Origin of the sequence: Echinicola shivajiensis (genome assembly GCF_018642165.1) — a bacterium.
Lineage (GTDB): Bacteria > Bacteroidota > Bacteroidia > Cytophagales > Cyclobacteriaceae > Echinicola > Echinicola shivajiensis.
Map to the genome: position 1 here is coordinate 486,273 of NZ_JAHHZM010000002.1, position 24,856 is coordinate 511,128.

The window sequence follows — 24,856 nt, forward strand, 5'->3', positions numbered from 1 at the left end:
TTGTTAATCACCAGGGAAATCCGCATAAATCTGTATATCAAATATTTAGGGTTGACAAGATTTGTCGGGGAGTTTTGGTTAAATTTAATATCCGCAGTTGAAGGAGCCACAAAAGAAATTTATAGAAATAAGAAAAGTAATTGAGGACAAGAATCCTTCACTTTTGAAGTGGGTTCCTGGCTTTGTTCTCAGTTATATCCGTCGCATAGCTCATGAAGATGATATCAATTATGTTATGGGCAAGTTGGGCCATCTTCAAGGCCTAGACTTTGTAAATGGACTGATAGAGGAATTCGGGGTAAAGATTGAGCTTAAAGGTGCTGAGAATATTCCTAAGGACGAAAGCGTGATCTTTGCTTCAAATCATCCTTTGGGTGGATTGGATGGAATTGCCTTTATGTATGCCCTAGGAAAACACCGTAAGGACTTGAGGTTTTTAGTGAACGATATCCTCACCAATATCAAAAATTTTGAGCCTCTGTTTGTACCAGTAAATAAACATGGCGCACATGGAAGGTCTGCTGCACGGCTGATAGAGGAGACCTATGGAGGAGATGAGGCGGTATTGGTTTTTCCAGCTGGCTTGGTTTCAAGAAAGCAAGAAGGAGGGATAAAAGATTTGGAATGGAAGAAAAGCTTTATTGCGAAAGCCAAGAAATATAAAAAAGATGTAGTTCCTGTTTATATTGAGGGAAAAAACTCATCGTTTTTTTATAACCTGGCCCTGATCAGGAAAAAACTGGGGGTCAAAGCAAATATTGAGATGCTTTATTTGGCAGATGAAATGTTTGGCCAAAGGAACAAAAAAGTAACTATACATGTAGGAAAACCCATTTCTTACAAGTATTTTGATGATTCGAAAAGTGAAAAGTACTGGGCAGAGGAAGTGAAAAATACCGTTTACTCCATAGCCACAGAAAGTTAAGTTTTTATGCAAGAGATAATAGCGCCTGTTGATAAGGAGATTTTGAAGAGGGAGTTGACACCCGAGAGATTTTTACGCCATACTAATAATGGCGATAATCAGGTATATCTAATAAATCACCATAATTCCCCCAATGTGATGAGGGAAATTGGACGTCTTAGGGAACTGACCTTTAGAGGTGCAGGAGGAGGAACAGGACTGCCATTGGATATTGATGAAAATGATACCTGTGAAAATTGCTATGAGCAATTGATCGCTTGGAACCCTGAAGAGGAAGAAATCATTGCAGGTTATAGATTGATAAACTGCAAAAATGCAGGAGAGAATGAGCATGGTGAAGTGAACCTTTCCACCGCCCATTTATTTAAATTCACCGATAAATTCAAGAAGGAATATCTGCCAAAAACAATTGAGTTGGGCAGGTCTTTTGTTCAGCCTAAATACCAGCCACGGAAGGATAACCGAAAAGGGGTGTTTTCCTTGGACAACCTTTGGGATGGACTGGGAGCGGTGGTGGTCTTGAACCCTGATGTTGAGTATCTTTTTGGAAAGGTGACGATGTACCCACATTTCAATGCAGAGGCAAGGGATTTGCTACTGTATTTTATGAATCATTATTTTCCAGATAATGAGCATTTGGTGGAGCCTATCAGCTCTTTACCCTACAAAACAGATATAAGTGGATTTAAGGCGCTTTTTGAGGAGAAAGATTATAAGGAAGGATACAAAATCCTAAATACCAAGGTTAGGGCTCTAGGTGAAAATATTCCACCATTGATCAATACCTATATGAACCTTTCTCCAAGCATGAAAACTTTTGGAACTGCCATGAACAATGAATTTGGGGCGGTGGAAGAGACAGGAATTATGATTACCCTAAAGGATATCTATGAGACCAAAAAGCAGCGCCATATAGAAACTTATGAGAGAGATAAGTACATAGATAAGAAGGTGGAGGACAAATAGGTTTTAAGATAAGAGATTGTAAAAAAGCTGTTGGGATTTGGTTTCAACAGCTTTTTTATTGTTTATGTTTAAGGAACTTTTTTAATCTGTATATCCGCTATTCCACCAGTAAGTATTACCCTTCAAAACATTCTCTCAAAAATGACACATCTTTCACAGAAATAATTAATTAAACCTGTCTTCCGCCAGGTAGATCAGTGGAAATTCGTGGAATCGGTGAGAAATAAATCTACTGGTGTGAAACTGGATAATCATATTTTTAAATTATAGGATTGGATAAATAAAGATTTTTTGATCACAAAAGTTTGATGTTCAGGTGTTTTAATTAATGAAAAATTTCGTTTCACAAATAAATAAATGTATTTTGTATTTGTATATAAGTGCTTCATGGTTAAGTAGACGGTTTGTTGTTTGCTTTTTTTGAGTAATTGTATAAATATTTTGGTTTTTTCATTTTGTATCATGTCCAATAAGTTCATTTTATGTACTGTTCTAAGTGTTTTGATAGGTGTTTTTTCTTGTTCCAGAGAATTGGATGTTCCCTCACAACTTAGTGGTACAGTTTCTTTTAGTTTTAAATTGCCAAATGAAAGCAGCAATGCCAGAAAGTTGGTTGATGATTTCAACTTGGTGGTCAGTGCTCAAATTACCATCATTAAGGGGGATGGATCGGCTACCGAAATTACGGGAAAGGTAATGGATGTTTATGAATCAGAGGGTACGTTTTATGTTGAAGAAATCACTTTGCCTGTTGGAAAATATCAACTAACTGAATTTTTATTGCTAGATGCAGAAGAAACGGCACTTTTTGCAATACCAGAAAAAGGGAAATTACAAGATTTTATTGATGCTCAGTTGCCCATTGCTTTTGAAGTAATGGACCTTAATAAGGTTAAGGAAATTATTTTGGATGTTCTTTCGACTTTAGGTTACTCCCCTGAGGATTTTGGTCTAGATCCAGAAAAGGTGAAATTTAGGCCATTGTTGTATTTTTGGGTGGCATTGCGAGATAAGTATGATGAGGAGAAATATTTATTGGGTGATTTGGTGATTAATACTTCTTATCAGATTGAAGTTGATTCAGCTGCGAAAGTAATATTGAAGGAAGGGTATGAAGAAGGTTCGATTCTTGGATTGGAGGCTTTTGTAGATGGCTATTCAAAGATGAGGACCCTTATTTCTATTGATAGTTTATTAAAGCATCAGGAGGAACCTTTGTTGATTAAAATGGCGAAAATACAAGAAGAGGAAAAAGTATATAATGGAAATGTGCTGCTAAGAAACCAAGAGGAAGTGGATGAGTTTGGAAAATATCAATATGAAACCATAAGGGGCAATTTGATAATTGAGGAAGATGGAAGGGAGGGAAGCACTTCTATCCAAAGTTTATCTCAATTGAAGGGGTTAGGAATGGTCGAAGGTGATTTCATTGTTAAAAATAACCCTTCACTTGAGTCATTTGAGGGGATGAATGTTAATGAAGTAAGTGGAGAGTTTTTAATTGAAAACAATCCTAAAATATTAGAGCTTTCAGGCTTGCATGAGTTCAGAATAATGGGAGGAACCCTGAAAATCCTTGAAAATTCAAGTTTAGTAGACTACTGTGCAATCAGTAAATTAATTTTTGAAGATCCAGAGGTAGAGATAGAGGTACAAAACAATGGCTACAATCCTACTAAAGAAGAGATCCGGAATAACTTAACCTGTGCTGCGGATTAATTGGCCAATTTTCTGATCATGCCGCCAAAAATTGCGCCGTGAAATGGCAGTACGGAATACCAATAGATACGACCCCAAAGACCTTTTGGTCGGAAAGTAGCTGTTTGGGTAAGTCTATGGTTATCAATTTTGAACTCTAGCCAAGCATCGCCAGGAACTTTCATTTCCGCATAAAGCAGCAATCTTTTTTCTTCTTTCTTGGCATATAATACTCTCCAGAAATCCACGGCATCCCCATTATTGATGGTATGTACATGGGTGCGTCCTCTTCTAAGTCCAACGCCCCCAGATAGTTTGTCAAGAAAACCTCTTAGTTTCCAAAGCCAATTGGCATAATACCATCCCGTTTCTCCGCCGATTTGCCATATTTTTTCCAAACATTCTTCTTCATTTTCGACTGATGCAGTTCTGCAGTCTTTCATACAGCCAAATTCAGGGACATTGATAAATTCGGAGATATTGTGATCAAACCTTCCACTCACCAGTGAATCCTTCCAGCTGGAAATAACTTCATTGGAATCTATTTTTGTAAAGGCTTTGCTTAAGGCTGTTTGATAATCCATCGGTTCTATGCCCAGCTCCTTACCCAGTGTGTTGGGCTCACAAACTACTTCTACTTTCATACTATCCACTAGGGAGACGGCCAACTTGTAGGTTGTGCTGGTGACGAAAAACAACCAGTAGGAGGATAGCCTTGGAGTCATGACAGGCACAATCCAAATCTTTCTTTTCAGACCTCTGTTGGCTGCATAGCCCAATAGCATCTCCTTATAAGTTAGTATGTCCGGTCCGCCAATATCAAAATGCTTGTCATAGGTTATTGGATTGAATATGGAAAGACTCAAAAAACTGACTACATTCCTTATGGCGATAGGCTGGCATTTTGTGGATAGCCACTTTGGTGCGACCATAACAGGGAGTTTTTCGACCAAATCCCTAATGATCTCAAAGGAAGCACTGCCTGAGCCTATAATAATTCCTGCCCTTAGAGCAGTGAAATGATATTTTCCCTTTGACAATTCATCTTCGACTGCTTTACGGGATAGCAAATGTTTTGAAAGTACTTTATTATTGATGATGCCTCCCAGATAAATAACATGTTTTGCTTTAGTTTGATCCAGATAGTTTCTGAAGTTTTGGGCTGATTTTAATTCTAAGGCACTAAAATCTTCTGAAGTTGACATGGAATGAATCAAGTAAAAGGCTCCATCAATATCCTTAGGGATAGATTTAAGGGAAGTTTCATCCAAAAAGTCAGCTTCTATTACTTTGACCTGATTGACAAATGATTTGGGTAGCGAAAATCTGTTTTTATCCCTTACACAACAAACTACCTTATGGCCATTGTAGACCAAGGCGGGAAGAATTCTCTTTCCAACATAGCCCGTAGCACCTGTAAGAAGGATTTTCATTGAATTGCATCTTTATATTGTTAAGACCAAAAAAATAGAGAATTGTTTAGAATGAAGTGGTCCTCTTAGAAAAAAAGCTCCGAATTATTTCGGAGCCAGCGAGTTCTGTTTAAAAGCAGGTTGTCAGTTAAATGAAATTTGAATCCCAAGTAATTTATAAAATTCTTTCAGTATAGCAGGATGGCCTGGCCAAGCTGGTGATGTGGTCAGATTACCATCAGTAATGGCTTGATCAGCAGGAATGTTTTTCCATGTTCCTCCTGCCAATTCAATATCAGGTCCTATTGCTACATAGGCTGTTAAGGTTCTGTTTTCGAGTACCCTTGCAGCGGTTAATATTTGTATACCATGGCAGATGGCTGCTACAGGTTTGTTGGCTTCGAAGAAATGTCTGGTAAACTCAAGGACTTTTTCATTTAACCGGGTGTATTCTGGGGCCCTACCACCTGCAATATAAAGACCATCATAATCAGCGGGTTTGACCTGATTAAAGTCTTTGGTGATTCCGAAACGGTGACCGGGAGTTTCTTTATAAGTTTGGTCTCCTACGAAATCGTGAATGGCTGTGGGGACAGTATCTCCTTTTTTTCTTTCAGGCCCGACTGTGTCCACATGTAAACCTACCGAAAGCATGGCCTGAAATGGGACCATGGCTTCATAATCTTCCACATAATCACCAACGAGCATTAATATTTTCTTTGTCATAATCATTAGTTTTATTGGGTTTAAAAGATAGAAGCAGAATGTAATTATTTTTGTTTATAATATAAAATCAGTACTGTTAACTGTCTTTTAATTTGTTATTGGGATATGAAAGTGGCTGATTTTTCCGTAGAGTTTATTAAAAAAATTGATGTATGGTGTTTTATTAGTTTAAAATTGCATAAAAGTTGTCGTTAGTTTTTTTAAATTTGTTTCAGGCCGCTAAATCCCTATTTTATTTAAGCAAGGAAATGTTTAGGCTTTTGCTAAATTTAATTTTCTGAAATCATAAAAAAATAAACCATTGAAATACCTAGTCACAACGCTTTTGTGCATTAGCGCAAGTTTTGCTTTTGCCCAAAAAAAGGAAAAACCTAATGTCCTATTTATTATAGCAGATGATTTGACAGCCAAGGCTGTATCTGCCTATGGTAATCCATTAAAAATTACTCCCAATATTGATAAGCTGGCAGCTGAAGGAACCCAATATGATATGGCCTATTGTCAGTTTCCAATCTGTGGTCCTTCACGTGCTTCTTTTATGTCTGGATATTATCCTCACGCAACAGAAACTTTTGGATACACTAGTGGAAGAGAGAATATTGGTCCTGATAAAATTACTTGGTCACAATTGTTTAAGAATAATGGCTACTATACAGCCCGGGTGAGCAAGATATATCATATGGGAGTTCCCATTGATATAGAGACAGGTTCCAATGGTGCTGATGATGAAGCTTCTTGGACAGAAAGGTTCAATAGTCAAGGTCCAGAATGGAAGGCAGAAGGTGAAGCAGAGTTGGTGCAGGGAAATCCTTTTGGGAAGCTTCCAAGAAAAGGGGGGAATGTAATGACGATAGTAAAGGCAGATGGAGATGATCTAGCACATTCTGATGGGAGAACAGCCGAAAAGGCAATAGAGTTGATTAAAAATAAAGGTGATGAGCCATTTTTTCTGGCTGTAGGCTTGGTAAGGCCTCATGTGCCTTTTGTTGCTCCAAAGCAGTATTTTGAGCCATATCCTTATCAGGAAATGGTTTTACCACCAAAAGTGGTAGGGGATTGGGATGATATCCCTGCAAATGGTATCAACTATGTGACCAGTGTAAATGCTAGGATGTCAGAGGATCAAGAGAAAAAAGCCATAGCGGCTTATTATGCATCGGTATCTTATATGGATGCTCAAGTAGGTAAGGTCTTAAAGGCCTTGGAGGAAGAAGGCCTTACAGATAATACCATTGTGATTTTTACCTCGGATCATGGCTTTCACTTAGGAGAGCATCAATTCTGGATGAAGGTAAGTCTTCACGAAGAATCGGCTAAGGTACCTCTGATCATCAAGGTGCCTGGGAAGAAACCGGCAGTCAGTAAATCCTTTGCGGAATTGATAGACTTATATCCTACAGTGGCAGAATTGGCAGGTTTGGAATTGCCCAATGCCATCCAAGGTAAAAGCTTGGTGGGAACATTGGATAATCCAGCTCATGAGGTAAGGGATATGGCTTTTTCAGTTTCCAAGTGGAGAGGTAAGCATTTATTCCTATTGAGAAATAGAAAATGGGCATTTATACAATATGAAGAAGATGGAGCAGGAGGAATGGAGTTATTTGATATGGTAAATGACCCTCAACAATTTAATAATCTCGCCCACAATCCTCAGTATGAAGATGTAGTTGAAATGTTCAAGTTGAGGCTAAAGGAGAAATTGGCTGAGGTTCGGGATAATGATTTAGGAAAAACTTATACAGCAAATAAATAAAACCAGCATACCAAAATAATAATCCATGTTTAGAAATGTATTATGGGCCTTGATAACACTGGCAGTTGTTTCATGCTCCAAGCCCAAAGAGCAAAAACCGCCAAATATTGTTATCATCATTTCGGATGATCATACTCGTCAGTCTATAAGTGCTTATGGCAGCACGATTACTGAAACTCCAAATATTGATAGAATAGCCAATGAAGGGGTGTTATTTAATAATGCTTATGTAACTAATTCAATTTGTGGACCTAGCCGTGCAGTGTTATTGACAGGCAAATACAGCCATTTGAATGGTTTCAGAAGGAATACGGATAGCAAATTTAATCCAGGCCAAGATCAATTTGTGAAACATTTGCAAGCAGCAGGTTATCAAACAGCATGGATTGGTAAATATCATTTGGGTGAAAATCCACAAGGTTTGGATTATTATGAAATTTTACCTGGTCAGGGTTTCTATTTCAATCCGGATTTCATTGTAAAAGGTCAAGAAGAAAGAATAAGAAAAACTGGTTACGTAAGTGACCTTGTAGAGGACGCTGCTGAAAACTGGTTGGATAGCAGAGATCCGGAAAAGCCATTTTGTGTGGTGATTGGCCATAAAGCTACTCACAGAACTTGGATGCCTGATTTGAAGGATATGGACATGTATGATGATGTCACTTTCCCAATTCCTGATAATTTCTATGATAACTATGAGGGGAGATTGGCTGCCATGGAAAATGATATGTCTGTCGACAAAACCATGATCATGGGCTACGACCTTAAAATGTTCCCTGATGAGGTAGGAGATAATAACGTTAAGAGAATGACTGATGAGCAAAAGAAAGCGTTTTTTGCCCATTATACTCCTATTCGTGAAGAACTTGAAGCCAGCAACTTATCCGGAAAGGAATTGGTAGAATGGAAGTACCAGCAATACATGCGTGATTATTTGGCTACAGCTGCCTCAATGGACAGAAACATTGGTAGAACCTTAGATTATTTGAAAGAAAATGGCTTGGAGGAAAATACCATAGTTATTTACACTTCGGATCAGGGATTCTATTTAGGAGAGCATGGATGGTTCGACAAGCGATTTATGTATGAAGAATCCTTCAGTACTCCAATGATCATGAAGTACCCAGGAGTGGTAGAGCCTGGTACAAAATCTGATGCTATGGTCATGAACTTGGATATTGCACCTACTTTGTTGGATGCTGCTGGAGTGAAAATTCCTGAAGACCTTCAAGGTGAATCCATGCTTCCTGTATTAACAGGTGAAGTTGAAAAGGGGAGGGAAGTGCTTTATTATCATTATTATGAAGTAGGTGAGCATAATGTTTCCCCACATTTTGGAGTGAAAACTGATCGTTATAAAATCATTAGATTCTATAATCAAGTGAACTCTTGGGAATTATTTGATTTGGAGAAAGATCCTACAGAGATGAACAATGTTTCAGGTGAAGAGGCTTATCAGGAAGTCGAAAAAGAAATGAAAGCCAAGTTACTTGAAGCCATTAAAAAGTATGAAGATACGGAGGCTGAAGAGATTTTTCATCAAGAGATCGGCAACCCGACCATAAATAAAAAATAAATACCATAAGGAATAGCAAAGGGTGTTAATGCTTGAAAATAGCATAGCACCCTTTTTTTGTTTTTAATCTTAAAAGGAAATGAAGCTTATTTTTTTATTTTAATTATTAAATTCTAATTTTAGAAAGGAATCAAAAGATATTTTAATGAAAAGTTTATTATATACTGTTATGGGAGTGATTGGCCTATTTGGCTTCAGCTCTTGTCAAAAAGCAGTGAAGGAGGAAACCAGCAAAAATGCTAGGCCTAATATCGTCTATATATATGCAGATGACCTTGGCTTTGGTGAGATAGGCCCTAATGGCCAGGATAAGATCAAGACACCTAATTTGGATAAAATGGCCCAAGAAGGGATGTTGTTTAATCAGCATTATACAGCTTCTCCAGTTTGTGCTCCTGCTAGATGTGCTTTATTGACGGGTATGCATACAGGGCATTCATATATCAGAGGCAATAAGCCAGTATTACCTGCTAGCTTTACTGATGAGGTAGAAAATGGTCAGGAACCTCTCCCAAAAGATCAGGTAACGATTGGTGAAATGTTACAAGGTGCCGGATATAAAACTGCAGGGATAGGAAAGTGGGGACTTGGAATGACCGGAAATGAAGGGCATCCCAATAACCAGGGCTTTGATTATTTTTATGGTTTTCTTGACCAACGTCAGGCGCATAATTTTTATCCAACCCATTTATGGGAAAATGATCAATGGGATAGCTTGAATAATCCTTATATTTTTGTTCATACTCCTTCTGCCCGTGGCAGTAAAGCCAATCAAACTGCATTGGAGAATTTCAAAAAGAGTGATTTGAAATATGGTGATGAAGGCTTTTTTGATGCCTATATAGGGGAGGAATATGCTGTGGATAAGATGACTGAAAAAGCGGAGCAGTTTATTCGTCAGAATAAAGACGAGGAATTCTTTTTGTATTTACCCTATACGATTCCCCACGTTTCACTTCAGGTTCCAAATGAAGCGCTGAAACCTTATCTAGGTAAGTTTGAGGAAGAACCTTATTTGGGACAACAGGGTTATGCACCACATGAGTTTCCTAAGTCAGCTTATGCTGCCATGATCAGCTATTTGGATCAGGAAGTAGGGAAGATATTTGCTTTATTGGACGAATTGGGACTTGATGAAAATACCATTGTGATTTTTTCAAGTGACAACGGACCAACCTTTAATGGTGGTGTAGATGCCGAATATTTTGAAAGTACAGCTGGTCTTAGAGGCTTAAAAATGGATGTATATGAAGGAGGGATCAGAATGCCGATGATCGCTTGGTGGCCTGGAAAGATCAATGCAGGAAGCACTACAGACCATATTTCAGCTCAATACGATGTAATGGCCACTTTGGGTGAGTTAACTGGTTCTGAAGTTCCAACCAATTCGGATGGGATATCATTTTTGCCTACTTTATTGGGAAAAGATTCCGAACAGCAAGCCCATGAGTTTTTGTACTTTGAGTATCCTGAAAAAAGAGGACAGTTGGCAATTAGAATGGGGAAATGGAAAGGTGTAAAAACTGATCTTGCAAAGAACCCGGAAAATCAATGGCAGCTATTCAACCTGGAACTTGATAGAAATGAAGAAAATGATGTGGCAGCTGCTCATCCGGGAATTTTGAAACAATTGGATGAGATTGTAGCAAAAGAGCATGCTTCTCCTAAATTTGATAATTGGAAGTTTGTGGACAAAATGCTGGAAATGGCTTCTGTTGAAAATTAACAGTGATCTAAACAATATCATTAATGCTTAAAACAGCCAGATTATTATCCTTTTTGCTTGTGTTGGCCAATGTGGTTCTCGGTGCTTGCACGGAAAAAGTATCAAAGTCCTCTGAGCAAAAAAGACCGAATATCATCCTGATCAATGTTGATGATTTGGGATGGAAAGATTTGGGTTTTATGGGGAGTGACTACTATGAAACTCCCAATTTGGATAAATTCAGCCAAGAGGGAATGATCTTTACCAACGCTTATGCAGGGGCTTCTAACTGTGCACCTTCTAGGGCCAATATGATCAGTGGTCAGTATGGGCCAAGACATGGGGTCTATACGGTGAGTCCTTCGGATAGGGGAAATGCCAAAACCCGCAAATTGATTCCTACCAAAAATATAGATTCGCTTTCAGATTCCTTGTTTACAATAGGAGAGATGTTCCATGCCAATGGTTATACCACAGGTACTTTTGGAAAGTGGCATGTCAGTGAGGATCCAACCAAAATGGGCTTTGATGTCAATATAGGAGGGAATCATCGCGGGAACCCTGGTAGAGATGGTTATTTCACCCCTTATAATATAGAGCATATTGTGGATGGCCCTGAAGGGGAATATCTTACAGATAGGCTGACGGATGAAGCTATCAAATTTGTAAAAGACAATCAGGATGGACCTTTCTTTTTGTATTTAGCTTTCTATACTGTTCATAGTCCTTTGATGGGGAAACCTGAATTGGTTGAAAAGTTCAAAGCCAAACAAGGTTCTGGTGGCCAGGATAATGCAGTTTATGCAGCGATGGTTTATTCCATGGATGAGAATGTAGGTCGCTTGTTAGAAGTGGTTTCATCCTTGGGCTTAGAAGAAGAAACCATGGTGATTTTTACCTCAGATAATGGTGGCATTCGAAAGACCTCCAATCAATACCCTCTTAGAGCTGGTAAGGGGTCGTATTACGAGGGTGGAATCAGGGTGCCATTGGTCATCAAGTATCCAGGAAAGATTCAAGCGGGACAAAAGGTAGATGAGCCAGTACTTCAAATGGATTTCTTTCCAACACTTCAAAATGTAATCCAGGCTGAGAATATAAACCAAGGTTTGGATGGGCAGGATTTAAGCCCATTGCTTTTTGAAAATAAGAATTTGGCTAAGAGAGATTTGTTCTGGCATTTTCCTATTTACTTGGAAGCTTATTCTCCTAAGGATGACCAGGCAAAAGACCCTCTTTTCAGGACTCGTCCAGGATCTGTAATTAGGTCAGGTAAATGGAAATTGCATGAGTATTTTGAAGAGGGGGATTTGGAACTATATAATCTTGAAGAAGATTTGAATGAGCAAAATAACCTAGCAGAAGAGCATCCTGAAAAAGTCGAAGAACTCTATTCCAAATTAAAAGAATGGAGAGTATCGACCAATGCTCCAGTTCCAACTGAGAAAAATCCTGAATATGACGCTGATTTTGAAGCTCAGAAGAAAGCGCAAGTGATGAAATAAAAACTGAATATGATGAAGAATATAATTATCCCAGTACTCCTGTTTTTTGGTTATTTATCAGGTTTTGCACAGGAAGTTAAATGGTATGATCCGCTGCAGGCTGATGAATTAGTTTTGGAGGGTCAAGGATTTGACAATATTGCTTATAATAGATTACCTGATGATGCTGAGGAAAAGGTCAGGAAGCCTGTTTGGGGACTGTCTCGACATGCCGCAGGTTTATTGTTGAGATTTCAATCTGATGCAACCGAAATTAAGGTCAAATATAAACCAGGTGGTAATCTACAAATGCCCCATATGCCTGCTACAGGAGTAAGTGGCCTTGACCTTTATACCAAGGATGATACTGGCAAATGGATTTGGGTGCGTGGAAAATATAGCTTTGGACAGGAAGTAAGTTATCAGTTTATTACTCCGGGCAGTGTAAATGAAGGAAGGGAATACCAGCTGTATCTTCCTTTGTATAATCATGTTGATAGTTTAATGATCGGAGTAGGAGCAAATGACCTTTTTAGTTTCATAGCAAAGCGGTCAGAAAAACCTGTCGTGGTTTATGGAACTTCCATAGCACAAGGAGCTTGTGCCTCTCGTCCAGGAATGGCGTGGACAAATATCGTTGGAAGGGAGTTGGATACCCCCATGATTAATTTGGCCTTTTCAGGAAATGGTAGGCTTGAGCCGGAATTGATTGATTATATTAAAACCATTGATGCAAAGGTTTTTGTATTGGACTGTTTGCCAAATTTGGGGCCAGGAGGAGGATTTACAGAAGAGGTTGTTAAGGCCAAGATTGTTAATTCGGTAAAATCTTTAAAAGAACAACATCCGAATACCCCCATCTTGCTGGTTGAGCATGCTGGTTATTCAGATGGCTTGATTGATCCAGAAAGAAAACAGACTTATATTAGTCTCAATAATTGGACAGAGGATGTTTTTTATAAGCTAAAGACCCAAGGTTTTGAGAATTTGCATTTGATGACTTATGAAGAAATAGGGATGGGGAATGATGATTTTGTTGATGGAACGCATCCCACTGACCTAGGCATGCAGCGTTACGCTGAAGCTTATTTGAAAAAGCTACGTCATATTTTGAGTGAGTAAAACTTAAGAGAAAAAATTATAGGAGAAGGTATTTGAAATCTATTCAAATACCTTCTTTGCTTACATTGGATTTAATCCATTACAAAGTTTATAATTTCGCTCTGGAATTTTTCTGACTCATTGATATAGGGTTCATGGCTGGAATTTAAAAAGAGAACAAATTTCTTCTGTTCAGCTGGAGTACCTAAATTTTCAAAGACATCCATTCCTTCTTCGGGTGCAATAAGGTCATCGTATCTTCCCCAAATAAACAATGTGGGTAAACTGAGTTTTTCTACATTAGCAATGAGGTTGGTTCCTTCTGCATCCTCATTTAGTCGATCGTTGACAATAGCTAAGTTTTGGGACAAGTATGCAGGGAAAGGATTGTAGGATGAGGCAAAGCCGATTCCCAAATAATCACCAAAAGATAAATCGGCCAGTTCTTCAGGAATGATGATTCCACCAGGAAAGCCAATAAAATCCCTCCAGGCATTTTTGTCTTCCCTAGATTCGATTCTAGGAGTTTCTGAAGCCCAAGCCAAAGCTTCCGTCCAATGTGCAATGTGATTACCTTTGGCAATTTCTTCATTGGCGATATTTATGAGAAAGCTTCTCCTGTATTGCCAACTTAGATCATAATCAAAGTTATAGGCACCATCCACTGAAATCCACCCACTAATTTTGTTTTGGGAATCAGCTGTCAACAAGTAATTAACACCAATGAAACTACCGAAACTATGTCCCATAAGGTAAATTTCAGTGTTTTCATATTTTGCTTTTAGGACTGTAACAATGGCATCAAGATCCTTCACAAACTGCTCGATGTTAAGGCTGCTCTCATCAAATTTGCCTTGGGCATTACCACAGCCCCTTTGATCATAATAAACCATGGCAAGGTCTTTTTCAAGGGATTCTGACCAATCAAACATATCTGCTTTGGCTACATCCAAACTGGTCAAGCCTGGGCCTCCATTTAAGTATATCACTAATTTCTTCGAGGCAGTATTGCCTTTTACCCATACAGGGAGTACTGACTCATCTACTTTTACATGGAAAAATGTGTCCGCTTTAGTAACCGAATCAAAAGACTCACTGCAAGCCGTCAATAGGACTGAAAAAGCAAACATTACCAGGGATTTATATTGATTTTTCATAACAGTTTATCTGAGCTTATATTTTAGTCCAAGTTCTAGAAAGAAATATCCAGTATTATTGGGGAAATTGGGCAGGGCAAGCAGGAATTGTGGCTTAATAAAATATTCTAAAGGAATTTCACTTTTGGCACTCAGATCCTTACCGAAGGAAATGAAATAGCTTGATGCAAAATACCCCATTCCGGCTTTAGCTTTTTTTACTTCTCCATTAGGGGTTGGTTCATAAACATTAGGGACAAAGGTTTTTAGACCACCCAGTCCAAAACCCAAGGCAAGTTGATTGCCTTTTTGGTTTTGCCGGGAGTATTGTATTTCAGGCAGAATAAGTAAGCCGCTTTGGTATCTTCTATGATAATAGTAGGCAATATTTGGACTTATAATCCAGGATTTTGTAATGGACTTGGTCAGGCTGTTATTTTTAGAATGGTCTTTTTCCCAAGTTTTAATAGAATAGTCAAGGCCTATTTTAATACCTGGATGAGTAATCATGTCACCAAAGTAAGAAAAGGTAATGGCCTCAGGTTTGGTGATTTGGGCCTGGGCAATCAGAGGCAGACAAAGCATGAGCCCCAGTAGTTTTAATTTCATGTTTTTATTTCAAAGAAACAGTTTTGCCAAGTTTAATAATTGTAAATTTTAGACAGGCAGAGAATTAATTTAATAAGGGGGTTTGAATTCCTTTGTCCAGTTGGGAATACTGAGAAGGAGAAAGTCCCGTGCAGGATTTTATTTCTTTTATGAAATGTGATTGGTCGTAAAAATCATATTCATGGGATATTTGGGTAAGTTGCTTAGATCCCCGTTTTCCAATGTCTTTGAGACTGTTGGTGAGCCTTATGGTCCTAGCATACTTTTTGGGCGTCATCCCCAGTTTAGTTAAGAATTTACGTTCGATAGATTTTACGGATATTTGAAAGGTTTTTGATAAATCAGCTACGTTTATCCTACCCTTAGAATGGTGAATTAGCTGAACGATGTGATCAAATGTTGGATCAGGATTCAATTCAATTTTCTGAAGAGACTTTAGAAAAAACTGCTCAATCAATTGTACTCTTTTATGGAAATTCAAAGCCTCAAAGAGCTGGTCTTCCAAAATGACTATTTCTTTTCCAAAACAAATTTCAGGACTAAGAAAAGTATCTATGGTTTCTTTCAGGTCCAATTTGGAAAAAGGATACAAGCCATTTGGTTTAAACCGAACACCGATTAACGGACTCCTTTCGACAATTACCTTTTGGTATTTGGATTTGAGGCCGGTTAAGTGGCTTTTCATTTTACCGTTATCCTTTAAAAAAGGAGAGGACCTTATTATAAATGAATCTGTAAAGATCAGCTCAATGGAATTGTCTGGTACAATATGGTGAGGTAATGATGAAGGATTGATATCAGAGAAATTTTCTGTCCATATACATTCAATGTATTGGTTTAATGGATGAATGGGCTTTATTTCTTGATAATTCCAGTTCACAGGATAGGTAGTTTAAAATACTATAGGTTCTCTAATTTTCTGTCTTCCCTGATTTCTCCGGGAATATTATAATATGCCTTGATTTTATGGATCAGCCCATCTTTTAAATAATGCCATTCCGTTACTTCCAAGCGAAAATTGTCCTGAATAGCCGTATATTGTATACACGACTTATTTTTATCGTAAATACTGTCGTGTATTTCAAATCGATGACCAAGAAATTTATCTTTATTGATTTCTATTAAGCTCATATAGGCTTGTTTTCCTTCAATGATACCATATGGGCTAATATGGGTGAAATCCTCTGTTATTGGTAGCTCCATGAAGTTTCCGGATTCCCAGAGTTCAAACCATTTCATCGAAAGTATTCTGGCTTCCATTTAATCTTTTTGCTTTTAATTTGGTAAGTTAATAATGTTTTATGATTATCTGTTTTCACACCAGTAGCTTTATTTCTCACGGATTTCCACGGATCTACTTGGCGGAAGACAGGTTTAATTAATTATTTCTGTGAAATATGTATCATTTTTGAGAGAATGTTTTGAAGGGTAATACTTACTGGTGGATTAGCGGATATACAGATAATGTTTTAAAAACATCAAAATTTGCCAGTTATTGATAATAAGAATTTTTAAGATTTTTGGCAAAAGTTCAAAAGAAGATTAAATCCTACATAGATCCACCTAAGGCAAGATATAGATTGACCCTTTGGATGATTTTTTCTGTTTGCACGCGAAGCAAAGTGATTTGGGAAGTATATAAGTCCATCTGTTGTAAAGTGAGATCCCTAAGGTCTGACTTACCTACTTTGTAGGAAATTTCTTGAAGTTCATAGGCTTTTTGGTTCTGCTGGACTTCCTCTTTTAGTATTTTTTCTCTTTGATCCACTATCTGTACCGCTTCAAGTGCGGTTTCTACGTCATTTATGGCAGCCAATACCGTCTGGGCATACTCATAAACCGCCTGTTCTTGTTCATAGGTTTTGACTTCAAGGTTTTCCTTGAGAAGACCACCTTGGTAGATCGGGGCCACCAAGGCCCCCCCTAAACTCCTGATTGGATTGGAAAATTGAGGGACCAAGGAAAAGATATTGCTGTGCACAGCCCCAAAAGTTCCTGTCAGGCTGATTTGAGGAAGTCTAGCTGCTTTGGCTGACCTTACGCGATGAAAACTTGCATTGAATCGGTGCTGGGCTGCCAAGACATCAGGTCTCCTTTCCAATATCTGAAGAGGAATGCCTGCAGGTATGATACTGTTGATTTCCATCAAATCACCCTCTACGCTTATAAGGCTGGAAGGGTATCTGCCCAATAGCAGTTCTAGCGCTCTGACTTGGTTACTATAAGCCAGTTCCAGCAAGCTAAAACCGTCTTTGATATTATTCAGACTCGCTTTGGCTATCGCAAGGTCCTTTTCATTGCCTATCCCTACCTGAAAACGCTTGTCAGCTATTTCAACCAATTGTTCGGACAGGTCAAGCATTTCCAAAGCCAGTTCTTTTTCCATATAGATTTCAATGGCCAGGTAATAGTTTCTGACTACAGCTGCCGCAATGGAAAGTCTGGCAAAGCTCAGGTCCATGGCAGCAGCTTCATATTCTTGAATTTGGGCATGTTTGACATTTCGGAGCCTGCCCCAAATATCAAATTCCCATGCGGCTGAAAAAATAGCTCCATTTAGTCCACCACCGAAGTCACCACCTAACTTACTGTTTTCCCTCCCCAAGATATTGAGAGCAGGGCTGAGCGCACTTTTGGCCATCTTTACATACCCCTCAGCTTGCGAAAGACGGGCTTCTCCCACGTTTAAATCCAAATTGTATTCCAATGCCTCATGAACAAGTGTGTCCAGTATGGGGTCTGAAAATTCCATTAACCAATTCTCGTTAAACATAGTAGAATCAGATTGCGATTCTTGCGCTTGTTGCCAGGTAGATGGGAGGATAAAATTGGCAAAAGCTTGTTCTTGAAGCTCTTCAGGGCTTGGCGGATCCTTTACCTTACATGAAAAGGGGCAAACAGCCATGAATATAAAAATAATACTGATTGGGGAAAGATTCTTCATTAGATCAGTGCAGTTTAAGTACCAGCCAGTCCAATTTTGTACCTACTCTTATGATCACTTTTCTGACCAAATGAATAAGTTTTCCATGTTCTGTATAGATGGCTCCTTGCCCTACGGCACCCGGAGCAAGGAAAACATCTTCGTTTTTATCCAGTTTTAACCTGACCGCAAAACGCCCTTCATGATAGCCATCTATCCTGGTGTCTGGGAGCCTGCCAGAAGTAGTCAGCTGGCCTTGTGCATTGGCCCATACAATGTGCTCCACTTCACATTTGATGATTCTATTTGGATGTGTGCGGATAGCTACTTCCGCCTCATTGCCACTCTCTACATATCGAAGCTCATTTTGGTGGAAAAGGGCAACTACCCATTGCTCATCTTCAATGAAAGTCATGACAGGCTTGATGGGAAATTGTACCGCCATGGCACCTTTGCGGAGCTGGAGGTTAATTACCCTACCATCTGCTGGGGCCCGGTAAATGGTCTGATCCAATTCCCACTGGGCATAAGCAATATCTGACTTGGTCTGTACCAATGCAGCCCTTGCCTGTGATATTTCGGCTAATTCACCCTCTTCTGTCTGGGCAGAGAGTTTTTGAATGACTTGGGATTTTTGGGATTGTGCCACTGCAAGTTGTGCCTGAAGGTTATTTAAGTTGGTTTCCGCTTCTTCATACTCAAACTGTGATCCAGCCCCGCTTTCTGCCAGTTCCTTTGTTTGTGCAAAGCGCTTTTTGGCCAGTGTAATTTGCGTGTTGATAACCTGGATTTGACTATTGGCAGTGGTTAGCTGAGATTCTAATTCCCTATCAAATGCCTTAGCTCCAACCAATTTTGCTTCAAGCTCAGGCAGTTTGGCTTCCAGTTTTTTGATTTTTAACTCAAAGGGAGTGGGGTCGATTTTGAACAAAACTTCTCCTTTTTTAACATGTTGGTTGGGAGAGATGGGGACCTCTACCACCAAGCCTGTCACGCGAGGGACTATCTCCACATTGTAGTTCATGATCCTAACATCGTGGGATGAGGGTGCTACAATATTGAGTATCAATATGAGTAGCGTAATGGCCACCACTGGAATGATAATAACTATGACTTGAGAAATGGTGTTCCAAGGCAGTAGCTTGAACTTAAAAAAGATCAACCAAACAATACCCGAGTAAATCAGCAATAATAATATTTCCATTTTGAAGAATTAGGGGTAAGTGAGAGTTGGTTAAATTGAGAGTAAGGATATTCAGGAATTATCATGACCCTTTTCTTTTTTCAAGTCATCAAAGGTTTCCTCATGATAATCACCTTTATCTGTTCCATAGGCCATTTTATAAAAAACAGGTTTAGAATAGGTCCAAATCCAAGCCAAAGGCCATAAGAGCCCACCAAAAAACAAGGAAAGTATACATAGTGTTTTGATTGCTTGGGCCTGCGGATGATTTCGTTTTTCCGCAATTTTTTCAGGAAGGACATGGACCATCAAGAAGACTGTGATCATGATGATGGGAGCAACGATCAAGGCCACCCAGCTGACCACATCTGCTACTTTGTCTTCGAAAGCACTTCCATATGTAATGAGTGGATAGAGGTTGAACATGGAAAATAACGTCAACCATTTGGTATGAGCGTGCATCCTTTTCATGATTATCAGGGGTTGTGATGACGGTTATTCTTAAACACAATCATTACAAGTGGTGATTGTACAGATTAGGCATAAGAATACAGATACTGAATTATCAAAAGAATTAAATTTTGTTGTATGTGGTCTCTTACTGGATAAACTAATTTAATGAATTATTAAGGAAGCAGGGATCGATGAACTTAAGGATTGAAAAAGATTATAAAATGGTGCAAAATTTGGTGACAAAAAAAAATGACAAATTCTAAGGGTAGAAAAAGAATGGTGTTAAAAGTATAAGAGTAATCCAGGTATTGGATTACTCAAATTTTGGTGGAAATTAAATGGGGTTATTTGTTTTTCTTTTGAATAATACGATTTATTTCATTTAGTAATAATGGAAAAGCGGGGGCAGTCATATTGTGGCCATAGCCATCCATTTCATAGATTTTCGTTTCATGATGACCTGCTTCCTTCATCATTCGCATCATATAGGCGTTTTCTTCATATCTGCCTAACATTTCCATATTTCGGTCTCCGGTAATCAATAATAATGGAGGAGCGTCAGGTCTCACATGATATAAGGGAGCCAAATCATCAATAATGGGCTGGGTTCCTGGTATACCTCTTTCTTCTCTTACAGTAAAATGGGTAATGGTATGTCCACTAAATGGAATAAGACCTGCAATCTGATTGGGGTCAATATTGTGCTGACTTAGCCATCTTTTATCTAAACCAACCATGCTGGCAAGATATCCGCCTGCCGAATGTCCCGAGACAAATATCAAAGAAGGATCACCGCCAAAGTTTTGAATATTCTTAAATGTCCAAGCAACAGCAGCAGCTGCATCTTCAATATATTTTGGTGCATTAATTTTGGGGTATAAACGATAATTGACCCCAATCACCGCAACCCCCTTTTCTTTTAAAGCTTGGGGGATTTCCTTTTCTCCACCTGTCAGTCCACCACCATGAAACCATACTACTGTTGCAAAGTCCTGCTTACCTTCTGGGTAGTATATATCCAATACACATCTTTCGTTAATATATTCATCAGCAGCCCGAAGGTCTTCTTGATAATAGGGAATATTGGTTTCTGTCTTATAAGCTTCGGTTTGTGCAGAAACTATGATGGCATAGCAAAAGGATAGGGTAAATAGAATGATTTGTTTCATAATGGTTTATTAGGGAGTTAATTATAATGGATTTAGCTGCAATGTTAGTTTTCAGAATTTTGGTCAATGAGCTGTTCTTCAACTATATCCCATGAGAAATTAAGAAACAGCCTCGAGTGTCCTCTAAATGGATCTTTTGTCTTGAGGTATTTAAGTTTTTCCTGTAATAATTCATGATTTACCTTGGTGTCTCTTATCAATAAGTGATGGGATTCTGAAGGATGCTCTTTGTGTTCCCGCACCCAAATAGGGTGTCGCTTGATGGTCTTTATTTTGGTTTTCAGACTTTTTTGAAGCTCTAGAAAGTAAATATCCTCATAGCCATAATTACCACAGAATTCTTCGTCTACACCAAGAGATTTGAAAAAGGTAGATTTAGTGCAGTAATAGGTATTTGGATGGATATTATGTTTCTGCCCATCTTTCAATCTCTCGAAATTATAGAGTGCTTTAGGAATGGGCTTTTTTAACAGGTAGGCCAAAGTTTCCTCGGGGAAAGTATGGTCAAGATCGGTCAGAATTACTTTGCTGGATTTGGCTAATAATACACCTAAGTTACGGGCTCCACCCTGATTCCATTTAATATCATCATTAATCCTTGCAAGGGTGAAATTTAACTTTTTTGAATTGATAATGACAGGTACGGGTGAACAGTCATCTACAAAAATAAATAGGATTTTGTTTAAAATTTCAGGGCTGTATTGCTCATATTGGGTTACAAATTTTTCTATGATTGGAGCCTTTTGGTTTTCAATATATACAGGGACTATATAAGTTAATTCTATAGGAGAATAGGAACTTAGCATAACAGATTAATTAAACAATAATATTCCTTCGATATATTCATCGAAGATAATACATATTTTTTACCAGCCCTATCAGTAGGTGTGACTAAGCAATAGTTTTTCAAAGGAAAAAATAGGTGCTTCTGAATGGAAAGATGAATCCACATCTGAAATGGACAAAAAAGACATAAAAAAAGAGCGGCCTTAGGCCGCTATAGTTGGGTTTATATACTGAACATTAGGGTTCCTTTTGATTGTGAATTGGCTTTTATGCCTTTTTTCTCAAGGGTTTTTCCTGTAGAGCTGTCCTTAACCTTAATGGTATAAGTGCCTTTGGAAAAGACTTTTGGGGTAAATGTATTTCCTTTAATGGCCATATAATAAAGGCTTTCACCGGATTTCTCTTCAATTACCTCTACTACTGGATTGCTAAGTCCATTGACTTTGATTTCAGGAAGCCAAGCAGCTGCTTTACGACCATAATTGTCTTCTTGGGCAACAGTGATTGGCCAACCAGCGTATTGTCCTTCAGGATTTCTTAAAGGATGAACGTATTTTGGCCAGCATTCAGTGGTAATGGTTCTATTGGTTTTGTTGAAGGTGACAATACCATAACCAGTAGCTCTGTCATAAACAATGGCTGGCTTTAAACCTGTCAGCCTAGGGTTGGCTACTGCTTTTATGGTCATTTTATTGCCAAATCCATCCTCGTAATTCCCTGTGTATGCAGGATTACTTTCAGAATGATTTTCCGAATTGGCTACTGGTGGCCACCATCTTCTTGGCCAGATATTATTTAAGGCAGGACCTGCAAAAGCAAATCCACTGTCTCCATGCTCTTCTACACCGTATTGGACGAAACTTGCCAAATGCTGGTCCCCCGCTATATGGAAGGCAAAACATTTTCTGATTTTTTCCACTGCTTTATCCCTACCTACTTGAGGCCAACCATTGCTGTCCATATCTCCATTGATGACATCTCCACTGACATATTCTCCTGATTCTGGAATTTTTAGGCCAGGGACTACACCATCATTTTTAGCATCAGCGGGAAGGGTAGATACTGTGCAGAAATTGGTCTGTGTTACCAAGGATTTCATTTTGACATCACCTGACCAGTCCTGGGACCAGTGGTCAAGGAAGCTTAGCTGCCTTTCTCCCAGTAGTTGGGCATCTTCCACACGGTGTTTTTTGATGTCAAAATCCGGATTCTGGATCCAACCATTCCAAATATCGGCTTCCTCGGGAAGCACGTGCTTTGGAGCTGATTTCCATTTTCTGTCTTCCAAAATAGCAAAGCTTACACCGCCATAGATCCATTCGGTATAATATACATCAATACCTCTTTTTACTGGAGTAGGATCGTAAGGGTCAGGAAGATGGCTTGTTTGACATTTTTGGACCATATTCACCCATTTAGGAGCCATTTTGTATCCGCCTGAGTCTTGGGCAGGAGCTCCCCAGCTACCTGAGATGTCTGCTGCTTTACCGGCCTCTCCCCAAATATTTCCATGATATACATCGTGGTCATCGGGAATAATGGCGCAAGGAATGTGGCGGAATACTTCTCTGTAAGACCAGCCAAACATCATCCATTTGCGAAGATAATCCAATGCAGCTTTGTCTATAGGGGAGGTCTGTATTCCAAACCCTCCTGTGCTTTCATAAAATTGGTCCCCGACAAATAGCGCCAGGTCAGGTTGGTGACAGGCTACATGTACAGGTACCTCTGAATCAGGAAAACCATAATCACAGTTACAACTGAATACCGCTGTTTTTACATCTTCCTTAGCAATAGGCTCTTTTGAGATAGTTCCCTCATAGCTATAAAAACGGCTTTCTGATTCATCGTCTGAGTGCCCACTTTTGATAGGCAATTCCAACTGAATTCGGTATGGGACCGATTCGTTATAGCCCCAATTTTCTTGTCTGAAATGGACAGTTCTAGACATAGGTTCCACTTCCGATTGGTCCAACTCTTTCCATGTCCCACCATCTTTTATTGCGAGACTTACCTTATGCCCTGGGATTTGCTCAACTGGAGCAAGTTGTCCTGTTAACTTTAAGGTGCCTTGGTGTAAGGTGTATTGGGCAAAACAGATTGGTCCAAATTCATGTTCTGAACTGGATATTAACTTGCTACCGAAAATCTTCCAGTTGGCAAATGAAGCAGCAGCAGTAGTTTCTTGGATTTCTTTAGCCCCTTCTTTGATATTGGCCACCAAAGCAATATTGCCTGATATTAATTCATTGCTGAAACCGTCTTTCTCTGTAGAAGTTTGTAGTATTTCTCCAGAAGGGCTCAATAGGTTAACAGTAATGCTGGGCTGGCTATTATGGCTAGAGGTTTTCACCTGAAGGGTGAATTTATCTTTAATCTCAGCTTGGATAGGGAGAAGTTTGTCTCCGATTTTGAGCTTTGCGCTAGTAGTCATGGCGATATCAATGCCTTTTCCATGTACAGCAGCGGAGCGGTAATCGTCAAATTTTCCTTTTATCCCAAGACGAATTCCAATATAGTTTTCATCAGATACAGGAAGTGATTGATTAGGTTCAATATCAATGCAGGTTTCCAATGATCCTTTTTCATTGGTAGCTTGGGTGGTTAGACAATGTAAAGTTCTGTTAGGACCACTGACTTGACAAAGTACCTTGCCGTTTTGGATTTTCCAATCTTGTAACCTGTTTCCCCAATACTCTGGGCCTACCCAGTCCATATCCGGCCAAAGCGCCCAATCACTTTCAAAGTGTAAACTTGTGTTTTTCTCAACATGGTTTTTATGGGCATCCAACGGGGATGAAATAAAGCTCACGCTGGGAGTTAATGCTCCCAAGGCCATTATTTTTAAGGACTTTCTTCTCTTCATTGTTTCTTTTATTCGGCTGGTGGATTGGGGGAAATATTGTTTCTCCTAAAATCAGCCTCAATATATGATATTTCATTAGGAAGTAAAAATTAAAAGAAAGGAATTGAAAGAAAATATTTGTGATGAGTTAAAATGTTTTATTAGTGGATTTGTAGGGTATTGAGGGAAAGCGTCTTTTTGAAAAATGGGAGTGAGGACTAGTTTATTGCTGTCTGTAAATAGAAAAGCCTGATGAATTTTTCATCAGGCTTATGTACTGTACGCGCGGAAGGATTCGAACCCTCAACCCTCGGAGCCGAAATCCGATATTCTATCCAGTTGAACTACGCGCGCAAAAACACGATATGAGGACCTAGGCCCTCATATCGGCTACAAAGATAAGATA

Annotated in this window: 20 protein-coding genes and 1 tRNA gene; 8 read left to right on the forward strand and 13 right to left on the reverse strand. The window is 39.0% G+C overall.

What is annotated here, in order from left to right:
• Window positions 1–97: 97 nt before the first annotated feature.
• The 3 genes from KMW37_RS06530 (at window position 98) to KMW37_RS06540 (ending at window position 3,610) form a co-directional block, all read left to right on the forward strand.
• Window positions 98–925 carry a 1-acyl-sn-glycerol-3-phosphate acyltransferase gene (locus KMW37_RS06530; RefSeq protein WP_215223799.1) on the forward strand — a complete coding sequence of 276 codons (828 nt, stop codon included), beginning with the start codon at window positions 98–100 and terminating at the stop codon, window positions 923–925.
• A 6-nt stretch (window positions 926–931) separates the two neighbouring features.
• Entirely contained in the window at window positions 932–1,891 is a 960-nt protein-coding gene (locus tag KMW37_RS06535) for a GNAT family N-acetyltransferase (RefSeq protein WP_215223800.1), read from the forward strand.
• A 462-nt stretch (window positions 1,892–2,353) separates the two neighbouring features.
• Window positions 2,354–3,610 carry a hypothetical protein gene (locus tag KMW37_RS06540; RefSeq protein ID WP_215223801.1) on the forward strand — a complete coding sequence of 419 codons (1,257 nt, stop codon included), beginning with the start codon at window positions 2,354–2,356 and terminating at the stop codon, window positions 3,608–3,610.
• On the opposite strand, the gene KMW37_RS06545 is transcribed toward KMW37_RS06540, so the two are convergent.
• A complete protein-coding gene (locus tag KMW37_RS06545) occupies window positions 3,607–5,022 on the reverse strand; it encodes an SDR family oxidoreductase (protein WP_215223802.1) in 1,416 nt (471 codons plus the stop codon). The two genes, KMW37_RS06540 and KMW37_RS06545, sit on opposite strands and share 4 nt — an antisense overlap.
• Window positions 5,023–5,145: 123 nt before the next feature.
• Entirely contained in the window at window positions 5,146–5,727 is a 582-nt protein-coding gene (locus KMW37_RS06550) for a DJ-1/PfpI family protein (RefSeq protein ID WP_215223803.1), read from the reverse strand.
• Window positions 5,728–6,028: 301 nt separating this feature from the next.
• Between KMW37_RS06550 and KMW37_RS06555 the strand changes: the two genes are divergently transcribed.
• From KMW37_RS06555 to KMW37_RS06575, 5 genes are all read left to right on the forward strand, one after another.
• Window positions 6,029–7,480, forward strand: a complete 1,452-nt coding sequence (locus KMW37_RS06555; protein WP_215223804.1) for a sulfatase — start codon at window positions 6,029–6,031, stop codon at window positions 7,478–7,480.
• 25 nt (window positions 7,481–7,505) lie between these two features.
• A complete protein-coding gene (locus tag KMW37_RS06560) occupies window positions 7,506–9,056 on the forward strand; it encodes a sulfatase family protein (RefSeq protein WP_215223805.1) in 1,551 nt (516 codons plus the stop codon).
• Window positions 9,057–9,201: 145 nt separating this feature from the next.
• Window positions 9,202–10,782 (forward strand): arylsulfatase, encoded by a 1,581-nt coding sequence (locus tag KMW37_RS06565; RefSeq protein WP_215223806.1) that lies wholly within the window; start codon window positions 9,202–9,204, stop codon window positions 10,780–10,782.
• 23 nt (window positions 10,783–10,805) lie between these two features.
• Window positions 10,806–12,266, forward strand: coding sequence for a sulfatase (locus KMW37_RS06570; RefSeq protein WP_215223807.1), 1,461 nt, complete (start codon window positions 10,806–10,808; stop codon window positions 12,264–12,266).
• A gap of 9 nt (window positions 12,267–12,275) precedes the next feature.
• Window positions 12,276–13,367 carry an SGNH/GDSL hydrolase family protein gene (locus KMW37_RS06575; RefSeq protein WP_246581364.1) on the forward strand — a complete coding sequence of 364 codons (1,092 nt, stop codon included), beginning with the start codon at window positions 12,276–12,278 and terminating at the stop codon, window positions 13,365–13,367.
• Between the two features lie 71 nt (window positions 13,368–13,438).
• Here KMW37_RS06575 and KMW37_RS06580 read toward each other — a convergent pair whose 3' ends face one another.
• From KMW37_RS06580 to KMW37_RS06630, 11 genes are all read right to left on the reverse strand, one after another.
• A complete protein-coding gene (locus tag KMW37_RS06580; RefSeq protein WP_215223808.1) occupies window positions 13,439–14,503 on the reverse strand; it encodes an alpha/beta fold hydrolase in 1,065 nt (354 codons plus the stop codon).
• Window positions 14,504–14,509: 6 nt separating this feature from the next.
• On the reverse strand, window positions 14,510–15,091 hold the full coding sequence (locus tag KMW37_RS06585) for a hypothetical protein (RefSeq protein ID WP_215223809.1): 582 nt from the start codon (window positions 15,089–15,091) through the stop codon (window positions 14,510–14,512).
• A gap of 64 nt (window positions 15,092–15,155) precedes the next feature.
• On the reverse strand, window positions 15,156–15,971 hold the full coding sequence (locus KMW37_RS06590) for a DUF6597 domain-containing transcriptional factor (RefSeq protein ID WP_215223810.1): 816 nt from the start codon (window positions 15,969–15,971) through the stop codon (window positions 15,156–15,158).
• A gap of 20 nt (window positions 15,972–15,991) precedes the next feature.
• Window positions 15,992–16,351: a nuclear transport factor 2 family protein gene (locus tag KMW37_RS06595; protein ID WP_215223811.1), complete on the reverse strand. Its 360-nt coding sequence runs from the start codon at window positions 16,349–16,351 to the stop codon at window positions 15,992–15,994.
• Between the two features lie 289 nt (window positions 16,352–16,640).
• A complete protein-coding gene (locus tag KMW37_RS06600) occupies window positions 16,641–18,035 on the reverse strand; it encodes a TolC family protein (RefSeq protein ID WP_215223812.1) in 1,395 nt (464 codons plus the stop codon).
• 4 nt (window positions 18,036–18,039) lie between these two features.
• Window positions 18,040–19,218, reverse strand: coding sequence for an HlyD family secretion protein (locus KMW37_RS06605; RefSeq protein WP_215223813.1), 1,179 nt, complete (start codon window positions 19,216–19,218; stop codon window positions 18,040–18,042).
• Between the two features lie 51 nt (window positions 19,219–19,269).
• On the reverse strand, window positions 19,270–19,668 hold the full coding sequence (locus tag KMW37_RS06610) for a DUF3302 domain-containing protein (protein ID WP_215223814.1): 399 nt from the start codon (window positions 19,666–19,668) through the stop codon (window positions 19,270–19,272).
• A gap of 326 nt (window positions 19,669–19,994) precedes the next feature.
• On the reverse strand, window positions 19,995–20,819 hold the full coding sequence (locus KMW37_RS06615; protein ID WP_215223815.1) for an alpha/beta hydrolase: 825 nt from the start codon (window positions 20,817–20,819) through the stop codon (window positions 19,995–19,997).
• Between the two features lie 44 nt (window positions 20,820–20,863).
• Window positions 20,864–21,625, reverse strand: a complete 762-nt coding sequence (locus tag KMW37_RS06620; RefSeq protein ID WP_215223816.1) for a glycosyltransferase — start codon at window positions 21,623–21,625, stop codon at window positions 20,864–20,866.
• A 203-nt stretch (window positions 21,626–21,828) separates the two neighbouring features.
• Window positions 21,829–24,471 carry a twin-arginine translocation pathway signal protein gene (locus tag KMW37_RS06625; protein ID WP_215223817.1) on the reverse strand — a complete coding sequence of 881 codons (2,643 nt, stop codon included), beginning with the start codon at window positions 24,469–24,471 and terminating at the stop codon, window positions 21,829–21,831.
• A 259-nt stretch (window positions 24,472–24,730) separates the two neighbouring features.
• Window positions 24,731–24,804: transfer RNA gene (locus KMW37_RS06630), tRNA-Arg, on the reverse strand.
• Between the last annotated feature and the right edge of the window lie 52 nt (window positions 24,805–24,856).

Coding starts and splice junctions, on each gene's coding strand:
- KMW37_RS06535 (WP_215223800.1), top strand. CDS start 932: ATGCAAGAGATAATAGCGCCTGTTGATAAGGAGATTTTGAAGAGGGAG.
- KMW37_RS06540 (WP_215223801.1), top strand. CDS start 2,354: ATGTCCAATAAGTTCATTTTATGTACTGTTCTAAGTGTTTTGATAGGT.
- KMW37_RS06545 (WP_215223802.1), bottom strand. CDS start 5,022: ATGAAAATCCTTCTTACAGGTGCTACGGGCTATGTTGGAAAGAGAATT.
- KMW37_RS06550 (WP_215223803.1), bottom strand. CDS start 5,727: ATGACAAAGAAAATATTAATGCTCGTTGGTGATTATGTGGAAGATTAT.
- KMW37_RS06560 (WP_215223805.1), top strand. CDS start 7,506: ATGTTTAGAAATGTATTATGGGCCTTGATAACACTGGCAGTTGTTTCA.
- KMW37_RS06565 (WP_215223806.1), top strand. CDS start 9,202: ATGAAAAGTTTATTATATACTGTTATGGGAGTGATTGGCCTATTTGGC.
- KMW37_RS06570 (WP_215223807.1), top strand. CDS start 10,806: ATGCTTAAAACAGCCAGATTATTATCCTTTTTGCTTGTGTTGGCCAAT.
- KMW37_RS06575 (WP_246581364.1), top strand. CDS start 12,276: ATGATGAAGAATATAATTATCCCAGTACTCCTGTTTTTTGGTTATTTA.
- KMW37_RS06580 (WP_215223808.1), bottom strand. CDS start 14,503: ATGAAAAATCAATATAAATCCCTGGTAATGTTTGCTTTTTCAGTCCTA.
- KMW37_RS06585 (WP_215223809.1), bottom strand. CDS start 15,091: ATGAAATTAAAACTACTGGGGCTCATGCTTTGTCTGCCTCTGATTGCC.
- KMW37_RS06595 (WP_215223811.1), bottom strand. CDS start 16,351: ATGGAAGCCAGAATACTTTCGATGAAATGGTTTGAACTCTGGGAATCC.
- KMW37_RS06600 (WP_215223812.1), bottom strand. CDS start 18,035: ATGAAGAATCTTTCCCCAATCAGTATTATTTTTATATTCATGGCTGTT.
- KMW37_RS06605 (WP_215223813.1), bottom strand. CDS start 19,218: ATGGAAATATTATTATTGCTGATTTACTCGGGTATTGTTTGGTTGATC.
- KMW37_RS06610 (WP_215223814.1), bottom strand. CDS start 19,668: ATGAAAAGGATGCACGCTCATACCAAATGGTTGACGTTATTTTCCATG.
- KMW37_RS06615 (WP_215223815.1), bottom strand. CDS start 20,819: ATGAAACAAATCATTCTATTTACCCTATCCTTTTGCTATGCCATCATA.
- KMW37_RS06620 (WP_215223816.1), bottom strand. CDS start 21,625: ATGCTAAGTTCCTATTCTCCTATAGAATTAACTTATATAGTCCCTGTA.
- KMW37_RS06625 (WP_215223817.1), bottom strand. CDS start 24,471: ATGAAGAGAAGAAAGTCCTTAAAAATAATGGCCTTGGGAGCATTAACT.